This is a genomic window from Viridibacillus soli (assembly GCF_016612995.1).
Taxonomy (GTDB): Bacteria; Bacillota; Bacilli; order Bacillales_A; family Planococcaceae; genus Viridibacillus; species Viridibacillus soli.
Window position 1 is genome coordinate 103,977 of the sequence record NZ_JAEOAH010000013.1, and the last position, 25,935, is coordinate 129,911.

Genomic DNA, 25,935 nt, shown 5'->3' on the forward strand with positions numbered 1-25,935 from the left:
TGCACCTTCCGAGCTTCTTTAAGCTTATCGTATAGACATTTTAAATTTCAAGAATAATTCATTGTACTCACCGATTTTTTCTTTACCTAAATTTTTATATACATGTAAATTGTCACGAACCTCTTTTGAAGGGTAGTAGCGTTCATCGTTTACTACTTCAGGGTCCATTAATTTTAATGCTGCTTTATTAGGTGTTGAGTAACCGACATAATCTGCGTTTTGTGCAGCAACTTCGGCATCTAGCATGAAGTTGATGAATTTATGAGCTCCCTCAACATTTTTAGATGTTTTCGGAATTACCATATTATCAAACCATAAATTTGAACCTTCATTTGGTACATTGTACGTTAAATCTTCATTTTCAAACATCATATCAGCTGCTTGACCAGACCAAGTTAAAGCGACAGAAGCATCGCCATTTACCATTAATTGTGTCACTTCATCTCCAATAATCGCTTTAACGTTTGGTGCCATTTTAATTAATTTGTCAGTAGCAGCCTTCAGTTCTTTACTATCAGTTGAATTCAGAGATTTCCCCATACTGTTTAAGCTAACACCTAACACTTCACGGGCACTATCTACTAAAATTACTTTGCCTTTTAAAGAAGGATCCCAAAGATCATCCCAGCTATCAAAGTTTTGACCATCTAGGATAGCCGTATTATACACAATCCCAACAGTACCCCAGAAATATGGAACGGAAAATTTGTTATCCTGATCAAAATCTAAATCTAAAAAGTCTGGATCAATATTTTTGATATTCGGAATTTGTTTGTAATCGATTGGAAGCAGTAAATCTCGTTCTTTCATTTGCTCGATTGTGTATTCTGATGGCATTGAAATATCGTAAGACGTACCACCTTGTTCGATTTTCGTCATCATTGCTTCATTTGAATCAAATGTTTCGTAAATAACGTGAATACCTGTTTCTTTTTCGAATTGTTTAATTAAATCTGTATCAATATATTCGCCCCAGTTATAAATGGTTAAAACATCTTTCCCTGATTTCCCGGAAGTTTGGTCCATCACACTTGCTGCATACATCAGTAAGCCGCAAACAAGTAAAATGACAACTGTTGCTCGTACTAATGATTTCATTTACGCCCCCCCGTTCCACTTGCGCCTCTACTACGATTTGTGACGAAGTAATAACCGAGAACAAGCAGCATTGTCACAAAGAATACTAAGCCTGAGATGGCATTAACAGTTAATGAAACGCCAGCGCGAGCCATTGAATAGATTTCAACAGATAAAGTACTGAAACCATTCCCAGTAACGAAAAATGTCACGGCGAAATCATCAAGAGAATACGTTAACGCTAAGAAGAATCCCGCGAAAATACCTGGTTTGATATAAGGTAAAATGACGCGTGTTAAAATGTCACGACGTGTTGCCCCTAGATCAAGTGCAGCATCGATTAAAGAAGAACTCATCTCTTGTAGCTTAGGTAAAACCATAATTACCACGATTGGAATACTAAAAGCAACATGTGCTAATAACACAGAAGTGAAACCTAATTTAACCCCAACCATTGTGAATAAAATCAAGAACGATGCCCCGATAATAACATCTGGGCTAACGATTAGAATATTATTTAGTGATAATACAGTATTACGTAGTTTGCGATTACGCATCGAGACAATACCGATTGCTCCAAGCGTTCCAATCATAGTGGAAATTAATGCAGATAATAATGCCACTACTACTGTATTAATAAGAATGGTTAACAAGCGCGTATCTTCAAATACTGCTATATAGTGTTCAAGTGTAAAAGACTTGAAATTTGTCATTGTACCGCCACTATTGAAAGAGTAGAATACTAAAAACAGAATGGGTGCATACAAAATGACAAAAACCAAAGCTAAATACAGCTTCGAACTTTTACTTAGCTTTTCCATATTGTGTAGCCCCTTTCTCTTTTTGGCCTGTGAATAACATGATGATAAACATAAATAGAATTAAGAATACTGCGATTGTCGAACCCATTCCCCAGTTTTGCGTTACTAAAAATTGTTGTTCGATAGCTGTACCAAGTGTAATAACACGGTTACCCGCGATCAATCGTGTAATCATGAATAGAGATAGCGCTGGGATAAAAACAGCTTGAATCCCTGATTTCACACCGTTCATCGTAAGAGGTAATATAACGCGACGGAATGTTGTAAGTCTTGAAGCCCCTAAATCACGAGCTGCATAGATGAGTGCCGGATTTAGTTTATCAAGGGAATTAAATATCGGTAAAATCATAAACGGAATGAAAATATAAACAGCTACAAAAACGAAACTAAAATCTGTAAACAAAATTTGCTGCTGTGGGATACCGATCGTTTTCAAGAAAGAATTAATCGGACCGCTCATACCGAAGATCCCGATAAATGCGTACGTTTTTAAAAGTAGGTTAATCCATGATGGGATAATAATTAAAATGAGCCAAAGCTGCTTATGCTTTGTTTTTGTAATTAAATACGCCGCTGGATAAGATACTAATAATGAAAACAGTGTAATTAGAAATGCGTACCAAAATGAGCTTAGCGTCATTTTTAAGTACACGCCCGTAAAGAAGTTTTGATAGTTTGCAATAGTAAAATTGCCATTTAAGTCAAGTAATGAATAATAAGCGACAAGTATAATTGGTGCTATAACAAAAAGGGCAATCCATACATAATATGGGATGAGAGCAAATGGACTATTTCTTTTATTTCGCATCTTCTTCATCTCCGTATGATTCTAAACGTTTATCAAAGTCTGCCTCTGTTTCGTTTAGACGCATAACATGAATAGCTTCAGGATCAAAGTCTAGCCCGATTTTTGCTCCAACTGTTGCTTTTTTCAATGAGTGGACAAGCCATTCATTGCCATCTTCATCATAGGTAGATAGTTCATAATGTACACCGCGGAATAGCTGTGTATCTACAGTTACCTCTAGCTTGCCGTTTTTTAGTGAAGTAATTTCTAGATCTTCGGGACGAATGACGATATCTATTTTTTCATTTGGATTCAAGCCTTGGTCGACACATTCAAACGATTTGCCAGCGAAATTTACAACAAAATCTTCGATCATCGTACCAGGAACGATATTAGATTCACCGATGAAATCTGCAACGAAGCGGTTAATTGGTTCGTCATAAATGTCAACGGGTGTACCACTTTGTTGGATATCCCCTTCGTTTAGCACGAAGATTTCATCTGACATCGCAAGAGCTTCTTCCTGATCATGTGTGACGAAAACGAATGTTTTACCTAGTCGTTGTTGCAACTCACGCAATTCATATTGCATTTCTGTACGAAGTTTTAAGTCTAAAGCTGATAGTGGTTCATCTAAAAGAATGATTTCTGGATCATTGACGATAGCACGAGCGATAGCAACACGTTGGCGCTGACCACCTGACATTTCAGAAATTTCACGTTTGTCATAGCCTTCTAAGTTCACGAATTTTAATGCTTCATGTACACGTTTTGTTACTTCAGAATTGTTTAGTTTTTTTATACGCAGTCCAAACGCTACATTTTCAAACACATCTAAATGTGGGAATAGAGCATAGTCTTGGAATACAGTATTCACTTGTCGTTCATTAGCAGGAACATTATTGATTTTCTTACCATTGAAATATATAGAGCCGCTTGTTGGTTCCATGAATCCGGCGATTAGACGGAGAATCGTTGTTTTACCACAACCAGATGGGCCGAGTAGGGTGTAAAACTCACCTCTTTCTAATTCAAAGCTGATATCCTTTAATACGACAGTGCCGTCAGAATATGATTTCGACACATTTTCAAAGCGAATAATTGAGTTTTCAGTCATGTTGGGCCTCCTAAACTATAAATAAGATTCGGTTGCGACGAGTAAAAGATCGGTTTTCCCTGCGTGAGCATTAAACAGCTGATGAGTATCTGAAGCATCGAAATAGACCGCATTTCCTGCTGTTGCGATATATTCCTCCTTACCTAATACAAGTCGAATGCGCCCTGATAAAACATAGATAAATGTTTCGGATAAAGAAGGTTCAAATTGCTTGAATTCACCGTTTTGTTCAAATGTTAAAATGACAGGTTCAATTTCTTTTTCATTAGAAGTTGGAATAAGCCATTGAATACGATATTTTTTATCTTCGTCAGTAAAGATGGTTTGGTCCTCGTCAGTGTAGACGACTTTTTGTTCTTCTTGTTCATCATCAAAAAAGTCTTTAGGTGTTGAACCAAGAACTTCTAATAATGTGAAGAGTGTTTCAATAGAAGGAGAGTTCAAATCTCTTTCCAATTGTGAGATGTAACCTTTGCTCAAATCTGTTCTTTCACCTAACTCCTCTTGGGTGAGTCCTTTTTTTAGGCGAAGTCGTTTAATCTTTTTGCCGATTTGCATCTTCTTGCTCCTCGATTGTTTACTATTCGTAAACTTATAGAAACGAAAGTTTACTTTAACGAAACTTTAAGTTTACTCAAACGATATCTATTATACAAAATTGACGATTTTTTTCAACCTTTTTCAGAAAAAAATAATAGTAATTCTGAAAGATTATTAGAAAGTAAACGAAATTGTAAGGGAAATAGGTCAACCAATCATTATGGACAAATATAATCCTATGAGAATAGTATAAAATTTTAGCGCTGTATTAGTATTCGAATAATTAAGGAAATTTAATATGGAGGTAATTCAAAAAGTCGGTTTTCCAAAATGTGCATAAAAGAAAAACCGAGTGCAAAATTGCACTCGGTTAGTATCATTATTATTTTATTAAAATTCTAACGCTCTCTTTACATCATTTATATAGGAACTACTGACGGGTAATTCCGTGTTATCTTGCAAAACGATCAGTAAATTTGATGAGAAATCACGCGTTATTTTCCGAATAGAGTGAATATTTACTATATAGGAACGGTGAATACGTAAAAAACAATCAGGTAAACGTCTATGCAACTCTTTAAGTGTTAAGTTTGTTTTATATTGTTCACTTTTAGCATAAAACCAACTTTTCTTATTTAAGCTTTCAAAATGCGATACTTTTTCAATAGGGATAGGGGACCATTCATCTTGCTGTTTGCCTGTTATAAAACGGTAGGGCTCTTTAATAGCTAACTTATGATCAGGCGGTAAGATGACAATTAGCGCGGCTGGCTCACCATGCAATTCGATAGGATAACCAATGCCGTAATATGGAATACCTAATAACTCTTCTTCAACAACAGCTTCTATTTTTCTTCTTTCACGAATGACTTGATCTGCAATACTCCCTTCCTTAATACCCTTACCACAATTTAAATGTACATCATAAGCACCTGCAACATAATAAATGTAAGAGTCTCCTACAGCAATTGCCAATGTTGCTTCCTGCGGTATCCAATCTGCTAACAAATTCTTGTATTGCTCAGCTATCCCATTTGCAAAACCCATTTTTTTCTCAACCATTTGAAGCGCCTCCTCAATTTATCGTGGAAAAACATTCATTCATCGTTAAAAAATGGCTTTTTATCAAAAAACAATAACAAAAATCAGAAACTGTTATATATTAATTTATAACAACGCTAACTGTTATGCAACAACAAATTTAAACAGTTATTAACGTAAATTAATTGGAAGGTGTGAGTTTTTATGGTATCTAGAAAACAACAAGTGGAGCAATTAGAAAAAAATTGGGCAGAAGAGGGTCGTTGGTTAGGAATTGAACGTCCGTACAGTGCAGAGGAAGTCATCAAATTACGTGGCTCTGTAATTGTTGAACATACATTAGCAACAAAAGGTGCAGCACGTTTATGGAGATCTTTACATGAAGAAGATTTCATCAATGCTTTAGGAGCATTAACGGGTAATCAAGCTGTACAACAAGTAAAAGCGGGTCTACAAGCTATTTACTTAAGTGGCTGGCAAGTAGCAGCGGATGCTAACCTTTCAGGCCAAATGTATCCTGACCAAAGCTTATACCCAGCAAATAGTGTACCTGCAGTTGTTAAGCGTATTAATCAAGCATTACAGCGTGCAGACCAAATTGATCATGCTGAAGGGCGCGACGATGGTTTTGACTGGTTCGCACCGATTATTGCAGATGCAGAAGCAGGATTTGGTGGACCACTGAACGTCTTCGAATTAGTGAAAGGTATGATTGAATCGGGCGCATCAGGCGTTCACTTAGAAGACCAATTAGCTTCAGAAAAAAAATGCGGTCACTTAGGCGGCAAAGTGTTATTACCAACACAAAACGCGATTCGTAATTTGACTTCTGCAAGACTTGCAGCTGATGTCTTAGATGTACCAACAATCTTAATTGCACGTACAGATGCAGATGCGGCGGATATGGTAACAAGCGATATTGATCCGAGAGATGCGGAGTTCCTAACAGGCGAACGTACTCCTGAAGGTTTCTTCCGTACAAGACCAGGCATTGACCAAGCGATTGCACGAGGCCTTGCTTATGCACCGTATGCAGACTTAATTTGGTGTGAAACATCTACACCTGATTTAGCAGAAGCAAAAAAATTCGCAGATGCAATCCATGCTAAATTCCCAGGTAAAATGCTTGCTTATAACTGTTCTCCATCATTCAACTGGAAAGCGAATTTAAATGATGAGACAATTGCGAAATATCAAGTGGAACTTGGTAAAATGGGCTACAAATTCCAATTCGTAACGCTAGCAGGTTTCCATGCTTTAAATCATAGCATGTTCGAATTAGCACATGATTATAAAGATAACGGCATGGCTGCGTACTCTAAGCTTCAACAAGCTGAATTTGCTAATGAAACAAAAGGCTATACAGCTACGAAGCACCAACGTGAAGTAGGTACTGGTTACTTTGATGAAGTATCGCAAGTAATTTCTGGTGGAACATCTTCTACAACGGCTATGAAGGGTTCAACAGAAACAGCACAATTCATTTAACCAAAACGGAGGTATGGATATGAGTATGCAGCAAGTAACTTCTAAAGACATTAAAATTTTAGGTAAGCAGACGGTTGCAAGTGAAGCAATTTTAACAGCTGAAGCACTTCAATTTATAGCTTCACTGCACCATCAATTTGATGAACGAAGAAAAAAATTACTAAATGAGCGTCAAAATAGACAAAAACGCCTTGATGCAGGAGAGAAGCTAGATTTTCTAGCAGACACAAAAGAGATCCGTGAAGGAGTGTGGACTATTGCGCCACTCCCTGCTGATTTACAAAATCGTCGAGTAGAAATTACAGGTCCTGTCAATCGTAAAATGGTCATCAATGCATTGAATTCTGGTGCGAAAATGTTCATGGCATGTTTTGAGGACGCAACTTCACCTACTTGGGACAATATGATTGAGGGTCAAGTGAACATGCACGATGCGGTGCGCAAAACGATTTCGTTTACACAAGAATCTAACGGTAAATCGTATAAGCTAAATGACAATCCAGCTACCTTACTGATTCGTCCAAGAGGCTTACATTTAGTAGAGAAAAATGTAGAAATCGATGGGGAACAAATAGCAGGTGGTCTATTCGATTTCGGTTTATATTTTTTTCATAATGCGAAGGAATTAGTGGCCCGTGGTTCAGGTCCATACTTCTACTTGCCAAAGCTTGAAAGTCATTTAGAAGCACGATTATGGAACGATGTGTTTATCTTTGCACAACAGCAACTAGGCATTCCGCAAGGGACGATTAAGGCGACTGTCTTAATCGAAACGATTACAGCTGCATTTGAAATGGATGAAATTTTATATGAATTGCGTGAGCATTCAGCAGGGCTGAACTGTGGACGATGGGATTATATTTTCAGTTATTTAAAACGTTTGCGTAATCAGCCAGAAGTCATTTTACCTGATCGCGGTCAAGTAACAATGACTTCACCATTTATGCGCGCTTATACATTGAAATGCGTACAAACTTGTCATAAAAGGAATGCACCAGCTATTGGGGGAATGGCTGCACAAATTCCAATTAAAGATGATCCAGAGGCAAATGATATTGCTTTTGAAAAGGTGCGTGAAGATAAACGTCGTGAAGCAACGGATGGTCATGATGGTACTTGGGTTGCACATCCTGGGCTAGTATCAGTAGCGATGGAGCAATTCAATGAACATATGAAAACACCAAATCAAATCGATCGTAAGCGGGAAGATGTGCATATTTCAGCAGATGACTTGTTAGCGGTACCTGTAGGAACGATTACAGAGGCGGGTTTACGTGTCAATTGCAGTGTAGGGGTTCAGTATATAGCTTCATGGCTACGAGGCAACGGTGCAGCACCAATCAATCATATGATGGAAGATGTAGCGACAGCAGAAATTTCACGTTCACAAATATGGCAATGGATTCGTCATCCGCAAGGGGTATTAGAAGATGGGCGTGATATTAATGAACAGCTATTTGTTGCCGTACTACAAGAAGAACTTGCGCAAATTGAGCAGCAAGTAGGTCAGGAAAGCTTCAAAAAGGATCGCTATGAAGAAGCGGCAGACATTTTCAGACTTTTGACATTGAAGCCGACATTTGAAGAATTTTTAACTTTAGCCAGTTATAGTCATATTCAATAAAATACCGGAGGAGATTACTATGAAAACAACGAATCAAGAAGTAGTGAAAAAACATTGTCGTGAGTGCGGATGCGTAATTATTGAGCGGGTGGAATCAACTCTGTATGAATGTGAGCGCTGCATCGGCATAAGTGAAGAGTAATAAGAGAAGCTCATCAGTCAATTATTGGCCGATGAGTTTTTTTATTGAGAAAAAACAGGCATTTTGGAGAAAAATAGCGATGAGTTATGCTAAACTAGAAATCTAAGGAGGAGGAAGAATTGGGAAAGAAAATGTTTTTTTATCTAGATCCTAAAGAGCGACAGGGCACAGTGAAAGTTCCAAGTAATCCCGTTTTTGAAGGTACATTCTTGATGGTAAACCATCGTTTAATTGACTCCGTTGCATTAGAAGATTATTGCCCTAATTGTTTAGGGTTATTACGCTATTCTGATGAATATGACTCGCTGTTTTGTGTGAATTGCAATGAATGGCGCGAAGAAGAATGCGATGACCCTACTTGCGACAGTTGTAAAGACCGACCTAAGAGACCTTTTTAAGTGGCGTTTCAAAATGAATTGTTCTCAATAAACGGCTTATTTTTACCAATAAATCCTATTCAAAATAATTTTAGAAACCCAAATCCTTCTAGTTATAATACTTGAATTCAAACTCCATTTACGGGGTTTTTTCTTTTTATATCATTTTTTTAGTATAATTTACTGGTTTTTTATTAAAAATAGATGCATTTATTTTTGAATGTATAAAATGTCGAATATTTGTCACAATAAGAAGTAGATTAGAATAATTATTAAGTGTTAATCGTTGATTTCACTAAGGCGATTTGCTATTGTAGGAAATGGATAAAGGTGAAAAGAACAGTTTTTCGCTTATGCATATATAACAATAATTGGAGGGATTCAACATGGCAGAACGTATGGTAGCAAAACAAGCACCCCGCTTTGAAATGGAAGCAGTATTGGCTAATAAAGAATTCGGTAAAGTAAATTTAGAAGAAAACATGAAAAATGACAAATGGACTGTTTTATTCTTCTATCCAATGGACTTCACATTTGTATGCCCAACAGAAATCACTGCAATGTCAGATCGTTTCGACGAATTTGAAGATCTTGATGCAGAAGTAATTGGTGTATCAACTGATACGATTCACACTCACTTAGCATGGATTAACACTGATCGTACTGAAAATGGCCTTGGTCAGTTAAAATTCCCATTAGCAGCTGACCACAATCAACGTGTATCTCGCGATTATGGTGTATTAATTGAAGATGAAGGTATAGCACTTCGTGGATTATTTATCATTAACCCAGAAGGCGAACTTCAATATCAAGTTGTCAATCATAACAACATCGGTCGCGATGTAGATGAAACTCTTCGCGTACTACAAGCATTACAAACTGGTGGTCTTTGCCCAGCTAACTGGCGCCCAGGTCAAAAAACTCTTTAAGTTATAAACTTTGTTTTTAACATATAAAAGGCCTAACAAATGTTAGGTCTTTTTTTAAAACATGAGAATATACTATGAACGAATTCCATTATGAGGTGATTAAACATGAAACTACGTGCTCAAATGCCTGAATTAGTAGGCGAAACAGCTTGGTTAAACGGTAAAGTATCAAAAGCTAATTTAATTGGTGACAAACCAACGCTAATCCATTTCTGGTCAGTAAGTTGTCATTTATGTAAAGAAGCAATGCCAGAGGTAAACCAATTTCGTGATGAATATAAAAAAGAGTTAAACGTTATTGCTGTTCATATGCCACGTTCTGAAAGTGACTTAGATTTAAACACAATTAAGGCAACTGCAGCTGAACATGATATTACACAGCCAATCTTCGTTGATGGTGAAATGAAATTAACTGACACTTTTGATAACCAATATGTACCTGCATATTACGTTTTCGATAAAGAAGGTCAACTTCGTCACTTCCAAGCGGGTGGTAGTGGTATGAAAATGCTTCAAAAACGCGTTAACCGTGTATTAGATGAAGTACGTAACGCTGAAGCATGATTAATTTATTATGGAATGAGAATTGTCTAATTAATACGGGCAATTCTTTTTTTATTTAAAATAATAGCATTAGGATAAATTTGTATGCTTGAATGGATTGTGATACACTATGTCCATTCTTGAATGTATCGGGGGAAATTTTCATGAAAAAAGAGTTTGTTGTCATTGGATTAGGGCGTTTTGGTGGCAGTATCGTTTCTGAGCTGATTCAGCAAGGCGCAGATGTAATGGCAATCGATAAACATTCAGAAAGAGTCGACGAGTTTGCTCCAATTGCGACACAGGCAGTAGTAGCGGATACGACTGATGAATCTGTGTTAAAATCGCTAGGTATTCGTAACTTTGAACATGTCATAGTCGCAATTGGTGATGATATCCAATCGAGTATTTTAACAACGTTAATGTTAAAAGAAATTGGTGTACAGAAAATAACTGTAAAAGCTCAAAATGACTACCATGAAAAAGTATTACGTAAAATCGGTGCAGATCATGTCGTTCATCCGGAGCGCGATATGGGTATTCGTATTGCAAATAATATGATGTCGAATAACGTACTCGACTACTTAGAGCTATCTGAAGAGCATTCTATTATGGAAATTAAAGCTAATCACTTAATAGAAGGTCATACAATCATTAACTTAGATATTCGCGCAAGATATGGCATTAACATTGTAGCAATTAAAAGAGGGCAGGAAATCATCGTGTCACCGCCGGCAGATGAGACAATCCATGATGGAGATATTTTAATCGTTATTGGAGCGGATGTAGATATTAGTCGATTTGAGAAGAAGATGATGAATTAAAATAAAAAACATAGCAAAAGCGACGGGGATATATCCTCGTCGCTTTTGCTATGTTTATTTAGAGATGGAAGAGGTTTAGTGCCTTAGTAGCTAAATAAGCGCCTTCAGCATTTAGCATATCCAGCTTCAGGCGCTAACGGCTCGAGGTCGTTTCTGTTCTCTCGGTCAAAAGCTGAAATGACACTTTTGATTCGAGAACTCCAACGCTTGTCGCCGTTGAACGAGCGCCTTCAGCATTTAAGTTAAACTTCCATAATAATCGGTAAAATCATTGGACGGCGTTTTGTTTTTTCGAACAAATACGGTCCTAATGCATCAGTGATTTCATTTTTTAATTCAGACCACTGGGGTGTAGAATCTTGTAATGTACGTTGTAGGTGACGGTTCAACATTTGTTGTGCTTCATTAATCATCATACCTGATTCGCGCATATAAACGAAACCACGTGAAATGATGTCTGGACCTGAAACAATTTTTTGTGTTTCCATATTCACGCTAACAACAACAATAACTAAACCTTCTTCAGAAAGGATGCGGCGATCACGTAAGACGATATTACCGATATCACCAATGCCGTTACCATCGATATAAACATCCCCAGATGGAATACGTCCTGTAACAGCAGCCTCATTTGGACTAAGTGAAAGAACGTCACCGTTTTCCATGATAAATGTATTATCTGGTTCTACATCACAATCAATCGCTAAATCAGCATGCATACGAAGCATACGATATTCACCATGAATTGGCATGAAGAATTTTGGTTTAATAAGACGTAGCATTAATTTTTGTTCTTCTTGAGAACCGTGACCAGATGTATGAATATTATTCAATGAACCATGAATAACTTCTGCACCAGCGCGGAATAACAAGTTGATTGTTTTGTTGACGCTAATTGTGTTACCTGGGATTGGTGAAGATGAAAATACAACAGTATCTCCAGGTTGAATTTGAATTTGACGGTGAGTACCGTTAGCAATACGAGAAAGTGCTGCCATCGGTTCACCTTGGCTACCTGTACAAAGAATCATTACTTCATTAGCAGGTAAACGATTTAACGATTGTGCATCAACGAATGTCTCTTTTGGAGCAGTAATATACCCTAATTCACGGCCGAGTGTAATGGCATTATCCATACTACGACCGAATATAGCGACTTTACGTCCGTGATTAACGGCAGCGTCTGTCACTTGTTGTAAACGATGAATATTTGATGCGAATGTTGCAAAAATAATACGTCCTTCTACATTACGTAGAAGATCCTCAATACTTTCTCCAACCTTGCGTTCAGACATCGTGAAATTAGGAACTTCTGCATTTGTACTATCAGACAATAGACATAATACGCCATCGCGTCCAATTTCGGCCATTTTTGTTAAGTTTGCTGGTTCGCCAACAGGTGTAAAGTCAAATTTGAAATCCCCTGTATGTACGATGTTACCAGGTGGTGTTTTAACAACGATACCGTATGCATCTGGAATACTGTGTGTTGTTCTAAAGAAACTCACAGAAGTTTTACGGAATTTGATAATGTCATCTTCTTGGATTTCAATCATTTTTGTTTGACGTAGTAACCCGTGCTCGTCCAATTTGTTGCGTAATAGACCAAGTGCAAGCTTACCGCCATACACAGGAATATTAATTTGACGAAGTAAATATGGAATACCACCAATATGGTCTTCATGACCGTGAGTGATGAAGAGACCTTTAATCTTGTCTACATTTCTTACGAGATAAGTGTAGTCAGGTATAACATAGTCAATGCCTAGTAGTTCGTCTTCAGGAAATTTAATCCCTGCGTCAATCAAGATAATCTCATCTTGGAATTGAACGGCATACGTATTTTTGCCGATTTCGCCCAGTCCGCCGAGTGCGAAAACAGCTGTTTGGTCATTTTTCACAAATTTCATGTGTTTAGATTTTCTCCACGTGGAAATGTTCACTTGCTTGTTCGTATTCTAGGTAGTTTCCTTCTAGCAATTGAACAAACTCGATATTGTAGTTACGATCTTTTAGCTTCATACGGACATCGCGTTCATCTATAGCTTCTAAATATAAGCTTTTAGTATTTTCGCGAACTGGAACTTCTACAGCATTTTCTTGGTAATAAACTTTGTAAATCATATTATGCTCTCCTTTAACACGTTCAAAATAATTGCATTTCCTTTATATTATCATGCGAGTAACTTAAAATAAAGAAAAGCCCTCCAAAATTATGAAGGGCAAATATACTTAAGCGATTGTTTTTTTACCGAGCAAGCCATTAAGCCGTTTCAACAATTGTTTTTTTAGGCGTTTAAACATGGCATATCACTCCTTGTGTAAATTATACACAATTTTACTTTTGCTGTAAAGTTTTTTTACTTAACAATGAATTTTTGACAGAGAGAGGAAGTATTTTAGGATGCAGAAAAGAATATTATTTTTTGATATAGACGGTACGTTATATAATTCAGAGAAAAAAATTCCACAAACGACGATTAATGCAGTCAAAAAGGCGAAAGCTAATGGTCATGAAGTGGTCATTGCAACAGGTAGAGCGCCTTTTATGATTAAGGAAGTACTAGAAACTTTAGAAGTAGAATCGTATATTTGTTTCAATGGCCAATATGTTGTATATAAGGGACGGCCCGTCTTTCGGAAGCCAGTTCCGCTCGAACAATTGAAGGCTCTTGTTGACTATGTGCAAAAACAGCATAAACCATTAGTCTTTTTAGATGATCAAGAGATGGTTTCTTCTATAGCAGAGGACCTCAAAATAAAGGAAAGTTTGACTTCCTTACACTATCCTATGCCAAGACTGGACAAAGATTTCTACTTAACTCGACCGATTTATCAAGTTTTGCTATTTGTGAATATTGAGGAAGAAGTGCAGTATGAAAAAACATTCCCTGAATTGCAACTAATTCGTTGGCACACCCATTCTTGTGATGTATTAAATAAAGGTGTTTCTAAAGCGTATGGAATTGAACGATTATTAGAATATACTGATTTTTCAATGGATGATTCGATTGCTTTTGGTGATGGTTTAAATGATGTGGAAATGCTAACAGCAGTTGGAACAGGTGTTGCAATGGGGAATGGCCATGAGAAAGCGAAAACGGCTGCAACCTTTGTAACTGAGCATGTAGACAAGGATGGATTAGTAAAAGCAATGGAAAAATTACAATTGGTATAAAAACAATAAAAAGTCTTGCTATGGTTTTATGGTTCATAGCAAGGCTTTTTGTGTTAATTATTCACAATTGGTTGAGAATTTGGTACTTCAGCGAAGGGGTTTGATTCATTAATATGATCGTAGAACATTACGCCATTTAAATGATCCAATTCATGTTGGAATAAGATGGCCTGTAAGCCTTTTAGTCGCATTTTCTTTTCTTCACCATCAAGTGTAAAAAACTTAACTGTTATACGTGCATGTCGTGGTACGAAACCATCTACATTACGATCAACTGATAAACAGCCTTCACCATTTGTTAAATAAGTCTTTTCTACTGAATGGCTGACAATCTTCGGGTTCACAGCGACGAAGCTGAGTGGATTGTCAGAATCGTCCGGTAGATGAAGAGCGAATATTCTTTTTGATTCATTTACTTGCGGTGCTGCAATACCAATGCCAGAACGCAAGTCGTATTTTTCGCTTAATTCGGGGTCTTGACTGTTAATGAGGAATTCCATTAAGTCTTGCCCTAATTGTTTATCCTCTTTTGATAGGGGGAAAGTTAGTTCTTTCGCGCGAGCACGTAATGTTGGGTGGCCTTCGCGAATAACATTATCCATTAAAATCATTTCGGTTCTTCCTTTCAATACAATATACAAATGATCAATACTAATAGTATAACGTACGACGACAAACGTTCAATGAAAAAGAATAAATAATAAATGATTATTTGTTTAAGATTACGACAGGTGGGAATACATAAGGCGAGGTAATTACTGTTCTAGTAAAGGTTGGAAAAATAGTGCTGTTGTATAATACGGAAGTTCAAATATGTATAGTACAGAATTTCTTAGAAAGTTATAAAAGATAATGTAAGCATTATCATAACGATGATTGACCAATTAATTTTAATTCAGTATACTGAAAAAGAAGAAACCTTGTATTACTAAAAAGAAAAATATTTATAATACAGACACAAAGGAGATGTGATAGCATGGCTTCACAAAAATCAAAGCAATTCGATCCAGTAGCAAACCTGCATGAGATTGAAGAAAAATTTGAAATGTTTCAGATTTTGAATGAGGAAGGCGAAATTGTTAACACAGATGCAGATCCGAAATTATCGGATGATGAATTAGTAGAGTTAATGCGCCGAATGGTCTTTACACGTATTTTAGACCAGCGTTCAATTTCATTGAATCGCCAAGGTCGCCTAGGATTCTATGCGCCAACAGCGGGACAAGAAGCTTCTCAAATTGCTTCACACTATGCACTTGAAAAAGAAGATTATATTTTACCGGGATATCGTGATGTGCCTCAAATTGTGTGGCATGGCCTACCGCTTTCTAAAGCGTTCTTATTCTCACGTGGACATTTCATTGGTAACCAAATTCCAGAGGGTGTAAATGTTTTACCACCGCAAATTATTATTGGTGCTCAATATATCCAAGCAGCAGGTGTTGCTCTTGGTATGCAAAAACGAGGTAAAAAGGCTGTTGCTGTAACATATACAGGTGATGGAGGTTCATCACAAGGGGATTTCTACGAAGGCATTAACTTCGCAGGTGCATTCCGTTCACCAGCAATCTTTATCGTTCAAAATAACCAATTCGCTATTTCAACACCACGTGAATTGCAAACAGCAGCGAAAACAATTGCTCAAAAAGGGATTTCAGCTGGCCTGCCGAGTATTTTAGTAGATGGTATGGATCCACTTGCTGTATATGTAGCAACTCGCGATGCGCGCGAACGTGCAGTTAATGGTGAAGGTCCTTCGTTAATTGAAACAATGTGTTACCGTTATGGCCCACATACAATGGCTGGGGATGACCCGACTCGTTACCGTACTTCTGATACAGATTCTAAGTGGGAAAAGAAAGACCCAATCGTACGTTTCCGTAAATATTTAGAAGCAAAAGGTTTATGGAACGAAGAAAAAGAAGCAGAAGTCATTGAAAATGCAAAAGAAGAAATTAAAGCAGCTGTCAAAGAAGCGGATGCAGCACCAAAACAAAAAGTAACAGAGCTTATCCGTAATATGCATGACGGCGATTTACCATATAACTTACAAGAACAATACGAAATCTTCAAAGAGAAGGAGTCGAAGTAACCGATGGCACAAATGACGATGATTCAAGCAATTACAGACGCACTACGCTGCGAATTAAAAGATGACGAAAACGTATTAGTGTTCGGTGAAGACGTTGGTGTAAACGGCGGGGTATTCCGCGCAACTGAAGGTCTTCAAAAAGAATTTGGTGAGGATCGCGTTTTCGATACACCACTTGCAGAGTCAGGAATTGGTGGTTTAACTATCGGTCTTGCACTTCAAGGCTACCGTCCTGTACCTGAAATCCAATTCTTTGGTTTCGTATATGAAGTGATGGACTCAATCAGCGGACAATTAGCACGTATGCGTTACCGCACAGGCGGTGCACTTGGCGCACCTGTGACAATCCGTTCACCATTTGGTGGTGGCGTTCATACACCAGAAATGCACTCAGATAGCTTAGAAGGCTTAGTAGCATCGCAACCAGGTATTAAAGTAGTTGTACCATCAACTCCTTATGACGCAAAAGGTTTATTAATCTCATCTATTCGTGATAATGATCCAGTTGTGTTCCTTGAGCATTTAAAATTGTATCGTTCATTCCGTGAAGAAGTTCCTGAAGAGTCATATACAATTCCTCTAGGAAAAGCAGATGTTAAGCGTGAAGGAACAGATTTATCTATCTTTGCATACGGTGCTATGGTGCATGAATCACTAAAAGCTGCGGAACAACTAGAAAAAGAAGAATACTCAGTTGAAGTTGTGGATTTACGTACAATTCAACCGTTAGATATTGAAACAATTATTGCATCTGTTGAAAAAACAGGCCGTGCAGTTGTTGTCCAAGAAGCACAAAAACAGGCAGGTATTGCAGCGAATGTTGTCTCTGAAATTACAGAGCGCGCAATTCTTAGTTTAGAGGCTCCTGTACTACGCGTTACAGCGCCAGATACTATATATCCATTCCCACAAGCAGAAGCTGTGTGGTTACCAAACGCAAAAGATATCGTTGAAACAGCGAAAAAAGTATTAACATTTTAATTTATTTTCGAAACAGAAAGGGTGAATCATATGGCATTTGAATTTCGACTACCAGATATTGGTGAAGGTATCCATGAGGGTGAAATTGTAAAATGGTTCGTAAAAGCAGGGGACAAAATTCAAGAGGATGACGTGCTTTGTGAAGTTCAAAATGATAAAGCAGTTGTTGAAATCCCTTCTCCGGTAGAAGGAACAGTAGAGGCAGTACTTGTAGAAGAAGGCGTTTTAACAACAGTAGGTACAGTATTATTACGCGTAGATGCACCCGGCTATGAAGACATTCAGCTAAAAGGTCATCATGACGATGAAGAAGCGCCGAAAGCACAAGTGGAAGAGGCAGTGCAAGCTTCAGTTGAAGAAGTACCAAAAGCTGATACAGTACCAGCTGGAGTATCACAAGCATCTGTAGAAATTGATCCAAATAAACGCGTTATTGCGATGCCATCTGTTCGTAAATTTGCACGTGACAATGACGTGGATATTAAACAAGTGGCTGGCTCAGCTAAAAATGGCCGTATTGTAAAAGAAGATGTGGAATCGTTCATGAATGGTGGCCAATCTCAAGTTGTAGAGGCGCCTGTTAAAGAAGCTTCACAAGCTGCCGATACAGTAAGTGAAAAAGCATCTGTACAGCCGACATTGGAAGGTGAATTCCCTGAAACACGAGAGAAAATGTCTGGAATTCGTCGTGCAATTGCCAAAGCAATGGTTCACTCGAAACATACAGCTCCACATGTAACATTAATGGATGAAGTAGATGTGACAGAACTTGTTGCACACCGTAAAAAATTCAAAGAAATCGCGGCTGAAAAAGGTATCAAGCTCACATATTTACCATATGTAGTAAAAGCTTTAGTAAGCACTTTACGTGAATTCCCTGCATTTAATTGTTCGCTTGATGATGAAAAACAAGAAATTGTACAAAAACACTATTATAATATCGGTATAGCTGCCGATACAGATAAAGGTTTACTTGTGCCAGTTATTAAACACGCAGATCGCAAATCGGTATTTGCTGTATCTGATGAAATTAATGAGCTTGCAACAAAAGCCCGTGATGGTAAGTTAGCGCCAAACGAAATGAAGGGTGCATCATGTTCAATCACTAATATTGGTTCAGCAGGTGGCCAATGGTTTACTCCAGTAATTAACCATCCTGAAGTAGCAATTTTAGGAATTGGTCGAATTTCAGAGAAACCTGTAATAAAAAATGGTGAAATTGTAGCTGCACCTGTGTTAGCATTATCATTGAGCTTTGATCATCGAATGATCGACGGTGCTACAGCGCAACATGCGTTAAATCATATTAAACGTTTGTTAAGCGAGCCCGAATTATTATTAATGGAGGCGTAAGAAAATGGTAGTAGGAGATTTCCCAATCGAAACAGATACACTTGTAATTGGCGCAGGCCCTGGTGGATATGTTGCAGCAATTCGTGCAGCGCAAACTGGACAAAAAGTAACAGTTGTTGAAAAAGAATACGTAGGTGGCGTGTGCTTAAACGTTGGTTGTATTCCTTCAAAAGCATTAATCTCAGTCGGTCACCGTTTAGAACATGCTAAAAACTCAGCAGACATGGGTATCGTGGCTCCTGAAGTTAGCATTGATTTCAAAAAAGCACAAGAATTTAAAAACGGTGTAGTTAAAAAATTAACTGGCGGCGTATCAAGCTTATTAAAAGGCAACAACGTAGAAGTAGTAAGTGGAGAAGCATACTTTGTAGATGCGAACACAATCCGTGTTATCAACGAAGATTCTGCACAAACGTATACATTCAAAAATGCGATTTTAGCAACTGGTTCACGCCCTGTTGAAATCCCAACTTTCAAATTCTCTAAACGCGTAATAAACTCTACAGGAGCACTTTCTTTACAAGAAGTTCCTGGCAAACTTGTTGTTATTGGTGGCGGTTATATCGGTACTGAGCTTGGATCTGCATTTGCAAACCTTGGTTCAGAGGTAACGATTCTAGAAGGCGGCAAAGATATTCTAGCTGGCTTCGAAAAACAAATGACAATGATTGTTAAAAAAGGTCTTAAGAAAAAAGGCGTTACAATCGAGACAGGCGCACTTGCTCAAGGCGTTGAAGAAACAGAAACAGGCGTTACTGTTAAATACGAAGTAAAAGGCGAAGCAAAATCTGTTGAAGCCGATTACGTATTAGTGACTGTTGGTCGTCGTCCTAACACTGACGAAATTGGCTTAGAAGAACTAGGTCTTGAGTTTGGTGAACGTGGACTATTAAAAGTCGACAAACAATGCCGTACAAATATACCAAACATTTATGCAATCGGTGATATCGTTGCTGGACCACAACTTGCTCACAAAGCTTCTTACGAAGGTAAAGTTGCTGCTGAAGCAATCGCTGGTGAAAAATCAGTAGTAGATTACTTAGCAATCCCTGCTGTTTGCTTCACAGATCCAGAAATGGCAACTGTAGGTCTTTCTGAAGACCAAGCAAAAGAAGAAGGTTATGAAGTAGTGGCTGGTAAATTCCCATTCGGTGCTAACGGCCGTGCATTAGCATTAAATGAAACAGAAGGCTTCGTGAAACTAGTTTCTCGTAAAGCTGATGGCTTATTACTAGGTGGTCAAATCGTTGGTGCTGGTGCTTCTGATATGATCTCTGAAATTGGTTTAGCAATTGAAGCGGGTATGACTGTAGAAGATGTTGCGATGACAATTCACGCACACCCAACATTAGGTGAAATCACTATGGAAACTGCTGAAGTATTACTTGGTAACCCAATTCACATTGTAGCTAAAAAATAATTGACCTAGTCAATTTACAAACCTCTTAAAGTCTTTGGGCTTTGAGAGGTTTTTTATTACAAAAAAGTGGTTGCTTAGATTGAATGGTAATGTGATATAAAGTGAAATATATCAAAAAATCTGTTCTATTCTGATAAATGAACATGGCCTGTTTTAGGGGCAGTAGGTCATTAAAGTATTTATTTCTCTTCATTAATGAGGACGTTGTACTTTTCGATTCATTCTTAAAACGAGAGTTTGAATTTGTTCTTTAGTTACTGTTTTTTATGGTAAAATATGATAACAAAGAGTCGAAGAGTGCTGCAAAATAGAATATTTTTAAATTGAAAAATAAAGGGGTGCTGAAAAATGGATTTAGGTTTAAAGGGGAAAGTAGCGATTGTAACTGGGAGTAGTAAGGGAATTGGACTTGCAACAGCATTACAACTTGTCAAAGAGGGTGCTAATGTAACAATTTGTGCACGTAACGAGGAAAATTTAGAGCAAGCTGAAAAGGTGATATTCAAAGAGACAGGCCAGAAAGTACTTACGATTAGTGCGGATGTATCGAAAAAAGAAGATTGTGAGAAAATCATTTGCGAAACAGTGGAACACTTTGGTCAACTAAATATTTTAGTGAATAATGCAGGGACAAGCTCGGCCAATCCGTTTGAAAGTGTAGAAAACGAGTTATGGCAACAAGATCTAGATTTAAAATTATTTGGTGCCGTGAATTGTTCAAAATACGCTCTTTCGCATATGCGGGCAGTAGGAGGTGGGGCAATTGTGAATGTCACAGCTGTGAAAGGAAAATCCCCATCTGAATCATCTTTACCGACATCTGTAAGTCGGGCAGCGGGCTTAGCTCTAACGAAGGCGATGAGTAAGGATTTGGGCAAAGATCATATTCGTGTGAATAGCGTTTGCATCGGCTTAATACGTAGTTCGCAAATTGAAAGAAAATGGAATAAACAAGCACCGGAACTTAGTTGGGACGAGTTTTCAAAAGAAATGGGCAAGAATATTCCAATTGGTCGGATTGGGGATCCGCAGGAAGCTGCAAATGTTATTACATTTTTAGTATCAGATGCCGCTTCTTATGTCAGTGGCACAGCTATTAACATCGACGGTGGCTCTTCGCCTGCTCTATAAAAGTACGAAACTGAGGAACGAAATTAATATAATGGAATTTAATACTATTAATATAATTGCTAATTATAATAGTCACCGGATTTTAATAAGGATTTGTAAAGCGTAGTGTTATTTATGCTGTATTAGCTGGATTAGTAACAGTCTTCGGTACATTGCTAGTCAACTTAAGGAGACTTTGCTCATAAGTTTAGCCGCCATATCAAGCAACACGGAAAGTAAAAACTTGAAGGTGTAATCAATTATAGTGTGGTCTTTATATGTGACTGTGCAGTCATCTTTCTCAATAATAATACGTTCCTTATAATAGGTTAATATGCTTGTAGTCTAGCTAGATGGGGCTTTGCGCCTGCAAATTAAAAGAGATAGTCGGCAGAAACGCGACTATCTCTTTTGTTTATGATTAAAGCTGCACTGTAAACTGCTTTAATAATAAAGCAAGCCATTGCAAGTTATCCTGCTGTTTAAGGTTGGCCATCATACCATGTAATAATGCAGGGCGAGGTTTAGCAAGCTGTAGTTCATCTTGTATTAAAGACAAAGTGTCCTCAATAATAGGGTGCCCTTTATAAACCTCTTGCCAACGTTTTACTTCTTCTTGCACTTCAAATGTAGTTACTGAGTACTCTTGCATGCTACGGGGTTTGCTTTGCCACAGTTGTTCAGTAAGGAAAGTTTTTGTTGTATATTCTACTAAAATATCTGTTTTTTCTATAAGCGTAGAGCTCAAATGGATGAAATCATACGGTTGTCTATGGAAAACGATGAATTCTGAATAGCCTTTCAGGATACCTTTTATAGTAGTGAGAAGATCGTATTGAAAAGGTTCAATGCGTTCTCCGTATACTTCTTTTAGTAATGCAAGTGTCGTTTTATCTGAAAGTTCATTATAATAATTGAATTTGTTAAGAATTTGTTCATTAATTGGATTCATTTGTTCCTTCATAAACATAGATATAAAGGGCAGTTTTTCTTCAAATAGTTGAAAATGTAATAGGAAATAGTGAGCAAGTTTTTCTTTTACAGGCATTTCTTTTTCTAATAAACAATTAAATTGACCAATAATTTCACGTAAAAAATGCTCGAAAATGGCTACGAGTAATTCGTCTTTTGATTTAAAGGATAAGTAAAAGGCGCCTTTTGAAATACCGCATGCATCGGTTATATCTTGAATAGAGGTTGATGCCATACCATCTTGTGCATATAAAGCTACGGCCTTCTCAATAATTAGTTGTTGTTTTGAAATAATAACCCACTCCCTACTCTTTAAAATTGACAACTGACTGATCAGTCATTATTATATAGGATAGTGACCAAATAGTCAAAAAGGCGGTGCAAGATGCATTCTACAATTAAATTTATGCTCAAAAACAAACTAGCGGTATGGTTATTAACTATTATCCTAGCAGTTGCGGGGGTTTACGCAGGCTTGAAAATGAAGCTTGAGACAATTCCCGATATTTCAATTCCAATTGTCACAGTAATGACAGTCTATCCTGGTGCAACACCAGAGCAAGTGACAGATGATATTTCGATACCTTTTGAGAAGGCAGTAAACAATTTAAAATCAGTAAAATCTGTGTCCTCAAATTCATTTCAAAATGCATCAAGTATTCAAATAGAATTCGAATATGGTGCTGATATGAAAGAAGCAGCTGATAATGTAAAGGAAGCAATCGCGAAAATTGACCTTCCTGATACAGCACAAGCACCAACTATTGACCGTGTAAATATTAACGCATTTCCGGTTGTAGCGTTAAGTGTTTCAGACAAAAATGAAACAATTGAAGAGCTAACAAAAACGGTAGAAAATTACTTCGTTCCGAAAATGGAAGCAATCGATGGTGTCTCTTCAGTAGCAGTAACAGGTCAACAAGTTGAAAAAGTTCAATTAACTTACGACCCCAAAAAACTAGCGCAATACGGGCTAGATGAAGCTACGATTAAGCAATATATCCAAGCGATGGACCTTACAGTGCCACTAGGTATGTTCCAATTCAAGGATGCAGAACAATCTGTCGTAGTTGATGGTAAATTAACAACATTAAAAGAGTTGAAAGACTTAGAGATTCCAGCGCAGATGCAAGGTGGAGCTGGGCTTGAAGCACAACAACCACCAGCTGAGCCGTTTGTGAAATTAGGAAAGCTTGCGAAAATCGAATTGATTGGTGAAGTTGAATCAGTTTCTCGTACAAATGGTCAATCAGCCATTGCAGTACAAGTTGTGAAATCACAAGAAGCAAATACAGTTGACGTTGTAAACGATGTTAAAGAAGCTTCGAAACAATTTGAAAAAGATAATAAAGGGATGGCGATTGACCTAACACTTGACCAAGGTGAGCCAATCGAGAAATCTGTCAACACAATGTTGAACAAAGCATTATTCGGTGCTATTTTCGCCGTAGTTATTATTATGCTGTTTTTACGTAACCTTCGCTCAACAATCATTTCAATCGTATCAATTCCACTATCATTATTAATCGCGGTATTGATTTTGAAACAATTTGATATTACGTTGAATATGATGACACTTGGCGCGATGACGGTAGCAATCGGTCGAGTGATCGATGACTCTATCGTTGTAGTAGAAAATATATATCGTCGAATTTATTTAGAAGACGAGAAATTACATGGGCGAGCATTAATTCGTGAAGCAACGATTGAAATGTTCAAGCCGATTTTATCTTCAACACTTGTAACAGTAGCTGTATTCTTACCACTTGGGTTAGTTGGCGGTATGGTAGGCGAATTGTTCATGCCGTTCGCATTAACGATGACATTCGCACTTGGTGCATCATTAATCATTGCGATTACAGTTGTACCAGTATTAGCGCATACATTGTTCAAAAAAGAGTTATATGGTAAAAAACAAACGAAAAAAGAAGAACATGGCAAGCTATCACAAAGCTATAAAAAATTACTTAGCTGGGTACTTGACCATAAAATAGTTACATCAATTGCGACAATTGCAGTTTTAGTAGCAAGTCTATTCTTAGCGCCGTTTGTTGGATTTAGTTTTTTACCAGATGATGAACAAAAAATGGTCTACTTAACGTATACACCAGAGCCTGGTAAAACACGTGATAGTGTCATTAAAGACGTTGAAGAAGTAGAGAAGATGATTATGGATAAAAAGGACGTCCAAACGGTTCAAGTATCGATTGGCGGAGCAAATCCAATGATGCCAGGAGCTTCAAATGGTGCTTTAATGTACATCATTTATAATCCGGATACGAAAAAATTTAGTGATGTAAAAGCTAAATTAATAAAAGAAGTTGTTGCTGTTGACCAAACAGGAACTTGGAAAAGCCAAGATTTCTCAACTACGGGGTCAAGTAGTGAATTATCTTACTCTGTTTACGGGAATACGTTGAAGGAAATCAAACCAGTTGTAAGAGATATTGAAAAAATGATGAAAAAGCGTGATGATTTAAAAGACGTTAAAGCATCACTGTCTGAAGCATATGATGAACACACGTTAGTAATCGACCAAGATAAAGTAAAACAACTTGGCTTAACAACAGGTCAAATTGCAATGGCGATTAACCCGAACGTCCGCTCAGAAGTATTAACATCGATTGATAAGGACAGCAAGAAAATCGAAGTTTCTGTTCTTAAAGAAACTGCGTCACCAGACGACTTTGATGATGTATTAAAACAAAAAATCAAATCGCCTCTTGGTATGGAAGTTAAACTTTCAGAAGTAGTGGATGTCAAAGAGGGGACAACCTTATCTCAAATCAATCGTAGTAAAGGTAAAATCTATGCGAGCGTAACAGCTACAGTTACTTCAAAAGACGTTACAAAAGCGTCAAGTGCTGTACAAAAAAATATCGATAAATTAGATTTGCCAAACAACGTCGAAGTAAGTAGCGGCGGTGTGGCAGAAGATATGGCAGAAGCATTCACTCAATTAGGCTTAGCGATTCTAGCTGCAATTGCGATCGTTTACTTCATTCTAGTTGTAACATTTGGTGAAGGATTAGCACCACTTTCAATCCTGTTCTCACTACCATTTACCGTGATTGGTGCGTTAGTAGCACTATGGATAACTGGTGAAACGATTAGTGTATCTTCAATGATTGGCTTACTAATGTTAATCGGTATCGTAGTAACAAATGCAATCGTTTTAATCGACCGCGTAATCCATATGGAACACGCTGGTATGAAAATGCGTGAAGCTATTTTAGAAGCGGGAGCAACACGTCTTCGCCCAATCTTAATGACTGCACTAGCAACTGTTGGTGCCTTAATTCCATTAGCAATTGGTGCAGAAGGAAGCGGTTTGATTTCAAAAGGTTTAGGTGTAACAGTGATCGGTGGTTTAATTAGTTCTACAGCTTTAACATTGATCGTCGTACCGTTAGTTTATGAACTACTATCTAAACTATTGAAAAAGAATCGTGCGACTGAAAACCTTGACGAATAGATTTTATTGCTAGAAATTTAAAAGGAGCTATCTATCATCATGTT

The 25,935-nt window shown here is 37.6% G+C and carries 24 protein-coding genes; 14 read left to right on the forward strand and 10 right to left on the reverse strand.

The window, feature by feature from the left end; all coding sequences use genetic code 11:
• Nucleotides 1–24 precede the first annotated feature (24 nt).
• The 6 genes from JFL43_RS11095 to JFL43_RS11120 form a co-directional block, all read right to left on the reverse strand.
• Entirely contained in the window at nucleotides 25–1,098 is a 1,074-nt protein-coding gene (locus JFL43_RS11095) for an ABC transporter substrate-binding protein (protein ID WP_200749111.1), read from the reverse strand.
• Nucleotides 1,095–1,898: an ABC transporter permease gene (locus tag JFL43_RS11100; RefSeq protein WP_200749112.1), complete on the reverse strand. Its 804-nt coding sequence runs from the start codon at nucleotides 1,896–1,898 to the stop codon at nucleotides 1,095–1,097. The genes JFL43_RS11095 and JFL43_RS11100 overlap by 4 nt, the downstream gene beginning before the upstream one ends.
• Nucleotides 1,882–2,706 carry an ABC transporter permease gene (locus tag JFL43_RS11105; protein WP_100796311.1) on the reverse strand — a complete coding sequence of 275 codons (825 nt, stop codon included), beginning with the start codon at nucleotides 2,704–2,706 and terminating at the stop codon, nucleotides 1,882–1,884. The genes JFL43_RS11100 and JFL43_RS11105 overlap by 17 nt, the downstream gene beginning before the upstream one ends.
• Nucleotides 2,696–3,802 carry an ABC transporter ATP-binding protein gene (locus JFL43_RS11110; protein WP_100796312.1) on the reverse strand — a complete coding sequence of 369 codons (1,107 nt, stop codon included), beginning with the start codon at nucleotides 3,800–3,802 and terminating at the stop codon, nucleotides 2,696–2,698. The genes JFL43_RS11105 and JFL43_RS11110 overlap by 11 nt, the downstream gene beginning before the upstream one ends.
• A 15-nt stretch (nucleotides 3,803–3,817) precedes the next feature.
• On the reverse strand, nucleotides 3,818–4,360 hold the full coding sequence (locus JFL43_RS11115; protein ID WP_200749113.1) for a helix-turn-helix domain-containing protein: 543 nt from the start codon (nucleotides 4,358–4,360) through the stop codon (nucleotides 3,818–3,820).
• A gap of 372 nt (nucleotides 4,361–4,732) precedes the next feature.
• Nucleotides 4,733–5,404, reverse strand: coding sequence for a LytTR family DNA-binding domain-containing protein (locus JFL43_RS11120; RefSeq protein WP_234447732.1), 672 nt, complete (start codon nucleotides 5,402–5,404; stop codon nucleotides 4,733–4,735).
• Between the two features lie 183 nt (nucleotides 5,405–5,587).
• Here JFL43_RS11120 and aceA point away from each other — a divergent pair, with 183 nt between their 5' ends.
• From aceA to JFL43_RS11155, 7 genes are all read left to right on the forward strand, one after another.
• A complete protein-coding gene (gene aceA / locus JFL43_RS11125) occupies nucleotides 5,588–6,871 on the forward strand; it encodes an isocitrate lyase (RefSeq protein ID WP_200749114.1) in 1,284 nt (427 codons plus the stop codon).
• A 25-nt stretch (nucleotides 6,872–6,896) separates the two neighbouring features.
• Nucleotides 6,897–8,495 carry a malate synthase A gene (aceB, locus tag JFL43_RS11130; RefSeq protein ID WP_200749138.1) on the forward strand — a complete coding sequence of 533 codons (1,599 nt, stop codon included), beginning with the start codon at nucleotides 6,897–6,899 and terminating at the stop codon, nucleotides 8,493–8,495.
• A gap of 19 nt (nucleotides 8,496–8,514) precedes the next feature.
• Nucleotides 8,515–8,637, forward strand: a complete 123-nt coding sequence (locus tag JFL43_RS11135; RefSeq protein WP_198517886.1) for a YhfH family protein — start codon at nucleotides 8,515–8,517, stop codon at nucleotides 8,635–8,637.
• A gap of 119 nt (nucleotides 8,638–8,756) precedes the next feature.
• Nucleotides 8,757–9,035 (forward strand): hypothetical protein, encoded by a 279-nt coding sequence (locus JFL43_RS11140; RefSeq protein WP_198517887.1) that lies wholly within the window; start codon nucleotides 8,757–8,759, stop codon nucleotides 9,033–9,035.
• A gap of 365 nt (nucleotides 9,036–9,400) precedes the next feature.
• On the forward strand, nucleotides 9,401–9,943 hold the full coding sequence (locus JFL43_RS11145) for a peroxiredoxin (protein WP_100796316.1): 543 nt from the start codon (nucleotides 9,401–9,403) through the stop codon (nucleotides 9,941–9,943).
• Between the two features lie 105 nt (nucleotides 9,944–10,048).
• Entirely contained in the window at nucleotides 10,049–10,507 is a 459-nt protein-coding gene (locus JFL43_RS11150; RefSeq protein WP_100796317.1) for a TlpA disulfide reductase family protein, read from the forward strand.
• Nucleotides 10,508–10,650: 143 nt separating this feature from the next.
• A complete protein-coding gene (locus JFL43_RS11155) occupies nucleotides 10,651–11,310 on the forward strand; it encodes a potassium channel family protein (protein ID WP_100796318.1) in 660 nt (219 codons plus the stop codon).
• Between the two features lie 242 nt (nucleotides 11,311–11,552).
• Here JFL43_RS11155 and rnjA read toward each other — a convergent pair whose 3' ends face one another.
• Nucleotides 11,553–13,220, reverse strand: coding sequence for a ribonuclease J1 (rnjA, locus tag JFL43_RS11160; protein ID WP_100796319.1), 1,668 nt, complete (start codon nucleotides 13,218–13,220; stop codon nucleotides 11,553–11,555).
• Nucleotides 13,221–13,224: 4 nt separating this feature from the next.
• Complete coding sequence (locus JFL43_RS11165) at nucleotides 13,225–13,434, reverse strand: DNA-dependent RNA polymerase subunit epsilon (RefSeq protein WP_200749115.1); 210 nt, start codon at nucleotides 13,432–13,434, stop codon at nucleotides 13,225–13,227.
• A gap of 280 nt (nucleotides 13,435–13,714) precedes the next feature.
• On the opposite strand from JFL43_RS11165, the gene JFL43_RS11170 reads away from it, so the two are divergent.
• Entirely contained in the window at nucleotides 13,715–14,488 is a 774-nt protein-coding gene (locus JFL43_RS11170) for a Cof-type HAD-IIB family hydrolase (RefSeq protein ID WP_200749116.1), read from the forward strand.
• A 53-nt stretch (nucleotides 14,489–14,541) separates the two neighbouring features.
• On the opposite strand, the gene def is transcribed toward JFL43_RS11170, so the two are convergent.
• Nucleotides 14,542–15,099, reverse strand: a complete 558-nt coding sequence (def, locus tag JFL43_RS11175; protein WP_200749117.1) for a peptide deformylase — start codon at nucleotides 15,097–15,099, stop codon at nucleotides 14,542–14,544.
• Between the two features lie 365 nt (nucleotides 15,100–15,464).
• On the opposite strand from def, the gene pdhA reads away from it, so the two are divergent.
• The 5 genes from pdhA (at nucleotide 15,465) to JFL43_RS11200 (ending at nucleotide 21,465) form a co-directional block, all read left to right on the forward strand.
• Nucleotides 15,465–16,580 carry a pyruvate dehydrogenase (acetyl-transferring) E1 component subunit alpha gene (gene pdhA, locus JFL43_RS11180; RefSeq protein WP_100796323.1) on the forward strand — a complete coding sequence of 372 codons (1,116 nt, stop codon included), beginning with the start codon at nucleotides 15,465–15,467 and terminating at the stop codon, nucleotides 16,578–16,580.
• Between the two features lie 3 nt (nucleotides 16,581–16,583).
• The gene (locus JFL43_RS11185) at nucleotides 16,584–17,561 is read left to right on the forward strand and encodes an alpha-ketoacid dehydrogenase subunit beta (protein WP_100796324.1); all 978 of its coding nucleotides are present in this window, start codon (nucleotides 16,584–16,586) and stop codon (nucleotides 17,559–17,561) included.
• A gap of 30 nt (nucleotides 17,562–17,591) precedes the next feature.
• A complete protein-coding gene (locus tag JFL43_RS11190; protein ID WP_200749118.1) occupies nucleotides 17,592–18,914 on the forward strand; it encodes a dihydrolipoamide acetyltransferase family protein in 1,323 nt (440 codons plus the stop codon).
• A gap of 4 nt (nucleotides 18,915–18,918) precedes the next feature.
• Entirely contained in the window at nucleotides 18,919–20,334 is a 1,416-nt protein-coding gene (gene lpdA / locus JFL43_RS11195) for a dihydrolipoyl dehydrogenase (protein WP_200749119.1), read from the forward strand.
• A gap of 348 nt (nucleotides 20,335–20,682) precedes the next feature.
• A complete protein-coding gene (locus JFL43_RS11200; RefSeq protein ID WP_200749120.1) occupies nucleotides 20,683–21,465 on the forward strand; it encodes an SDR family NAD(P)-dependent oxidoreductase in 783 nt (260 codons plus the stop codon).
• A 400-nt stretch (nucleotides 21,466–21,865) separates the two neighbouring features.
• Here JFL43_RS11200 and JFL43_RS11205 read toward each other — a convergent pair whose 3' ends face one another.
• Complete coding sequence (locus JFL43_RS11205) at nucleotides 21,866–22,741, reverse strand: TetR/AcrR family transcriptional regulator (RefSeq protein ID WP_157812946.1); 876 nt, start codon at nucleotides 22,739–22,741, stop codon at nucleotides 21,866–21,868.
• A gap of 60 nt (nucleotides 22,742–22,801) precedes the next feature.
• Here JFL43_RS11205 and JFL43_RS11210 point away from each other — a divergent pair, with 60 nt between their 5' ends.
• Nucleotides 22,802–25,891 (forward strand): efflux RND transporter permease subunit, encoded by a 3,090-nt coding sequence (locus JFL43_RS11210; RefSeq protein WP_200749121.1) that lies wholly within the window; start codon nucleotides 22,802–22,804, stop codon nucleotides 25,889–25,891.
• Nucleotides 25,892–25,935 lie beyond the last annotated feature (44 nt).

Excerpts from the sequence above, each read along its gene's own strand:
- aceB (WP_200749138.1), top strand. The coding sequence starts at position 6,897 with ATGCAGCAAGTAACTTCTAAAGACATTAAAATTTTAGGTAAGCAGACG.
- JFL43_RS11190 (WP_200749118.1), top strand. The coding sequence starts at position 17,592 with ATGGCATTTGAATTTCGACTACCAGATATTGGTGAAGGTATCCATGAG.
- JFL43_RS11165 (WP_200749115.1), bottom strand. The coding sequence starts at position 13,434 with ATGATTTACAAAGTTTATTACCAAGAAAATGCTGTAGAAGTTCCAGTT.
- JFL43_RS11120 (WP_234447732.1), bottom strand. The coding sequence starts at position 5,404 with ATGGTTGAGAAAAAAATGGGTTTTGCAAATGGGATAGCTGAGCAATAC.
- JFL43_RS11185 (WP_100796324.1), top strand. The coding sequence starts at position 16,584 with ATGGCACAAATGACGATGATTCAAGCAATTACAGACGCACTACGCTGC.
- def (WP_200749117.1), bottom strand. The coding sequence starts at position 15,099 with ATGATTTTAATGGATAATGTTATTCGCGAAGGCCACCCAACATTACGT.
- JFL43_RS11200 (WP_200749120.1), top strand. The coding sequence starts at position 20,683 with ATGGATTTAGGTTTAAAGGGGAAAGTAGCGATTGTAACTGGGAGTAGT.
- pdhA (WP_100796323.1), top strand. The coding sequence starts at position 15,465 with ATGGCTTCACAAAAATCAAAGCAATTCGATCCAGTAGCAAACCTGCAT.
- JFL43_RS11135 (WP_198517886.1), top strand. The coding sequence starts at position 8,515 with ATGAAAACAACGAATCAAGAAGTAGTGAAAAAACATTGTCGTGAGTGC.
- JFL43_RS11150 (WP_100796317.1), top strand. The coding sequence starts at position 10,049 with ATGAAACTACGTGCTCAAATGCCTGAATTAGTAGGCGAAACAGCTTGG.
- JFL43_RS11170 (WP_200749116.1), top strand. The coding sequence starts at position 13,715 with ATGCAGAAAAGAATATTATTTTTTGATATAGACGGTACGTTATATAAT.
- JFL43_RS11210 (WP_200749121.1), top strand. The coding sequence starts at position 22,802 with ATGCATTCTACAATTAAATTTATGCTCAAAAACAAACTAGCGGTATGG.
- JFL43_RS11095 (WP_200749111.1), bottom strand. The coding sequence starts at position 1,098 with ATGAAATCATTAGTACGAGCAACAGTTGTCATTTTACTTGTTTGCGGC.
- lpdA (WP_200749119.1), top strand. The coding sequence starts at position 18,919 with ATGGTAGTAGGAGATTTCCCAATCGAAACAGATACACTTGTAATTGGC.
- JFL43_RS11110 (WP_100796312.1), bottom strand. The coding sequence starts at position 3,802 with ATGACTGAAAACTCAATTATTCGCTTTGAAAATGTGTCGAAATCATAT.
- aceA (WP_200749114.1), top strand. The coding sequence starts at position 5,588 with ATGGTATCTAGAAAACAACAAGTGGAGCAATTAGAAAAAAATTGGGCA.
- JFL43_RS11115 (WP_200749113.1), bottom strand. The coding sequence starts at position 4,360 with ATGCAAATCGGCAAAAAGATTAAACGACTTCGCCTAAAAAAAGGACTC.
- JFL43_RS11100 (WP_200749112.1), bottom strand. The coding sequence starts at position 1,898 with ATGGAAAAGCTAAGTAAAAGTTCGAAGCTGTATTTAGCTTTGGTTTTT.
- JFL43_RS11155 (WP_100796318.1), top strand. The coding sequence starts at position 10,651 with ATGAAAAAAGAGTTTGTTGTCATTGGATTAGGGCGTTTTGGTGGCAGT.
- JFL43_RS11105 (WP_100796311.1), bottom strand. The coding sequence starts at position 2,706 with ATGCGAAATAAAAGAAATAGTCCATTTGCTCTCATCCCATATTATGTA.
- JFL43_RS11145 (WP_100796316.1), top strand. The coding sequence starts at position 9,401 with ATGGCAGAACGTATGGTAGCAAAACAAGCACCCCGCTTTGAAATGGAA.
- rnjA (WP_100796319.1), bottom strand. The coding sequence starts at position 13,220 with ATGAAATTTGTGAAAAATGACCAAACAGCTGTTTTCGCACTCGGCGGA.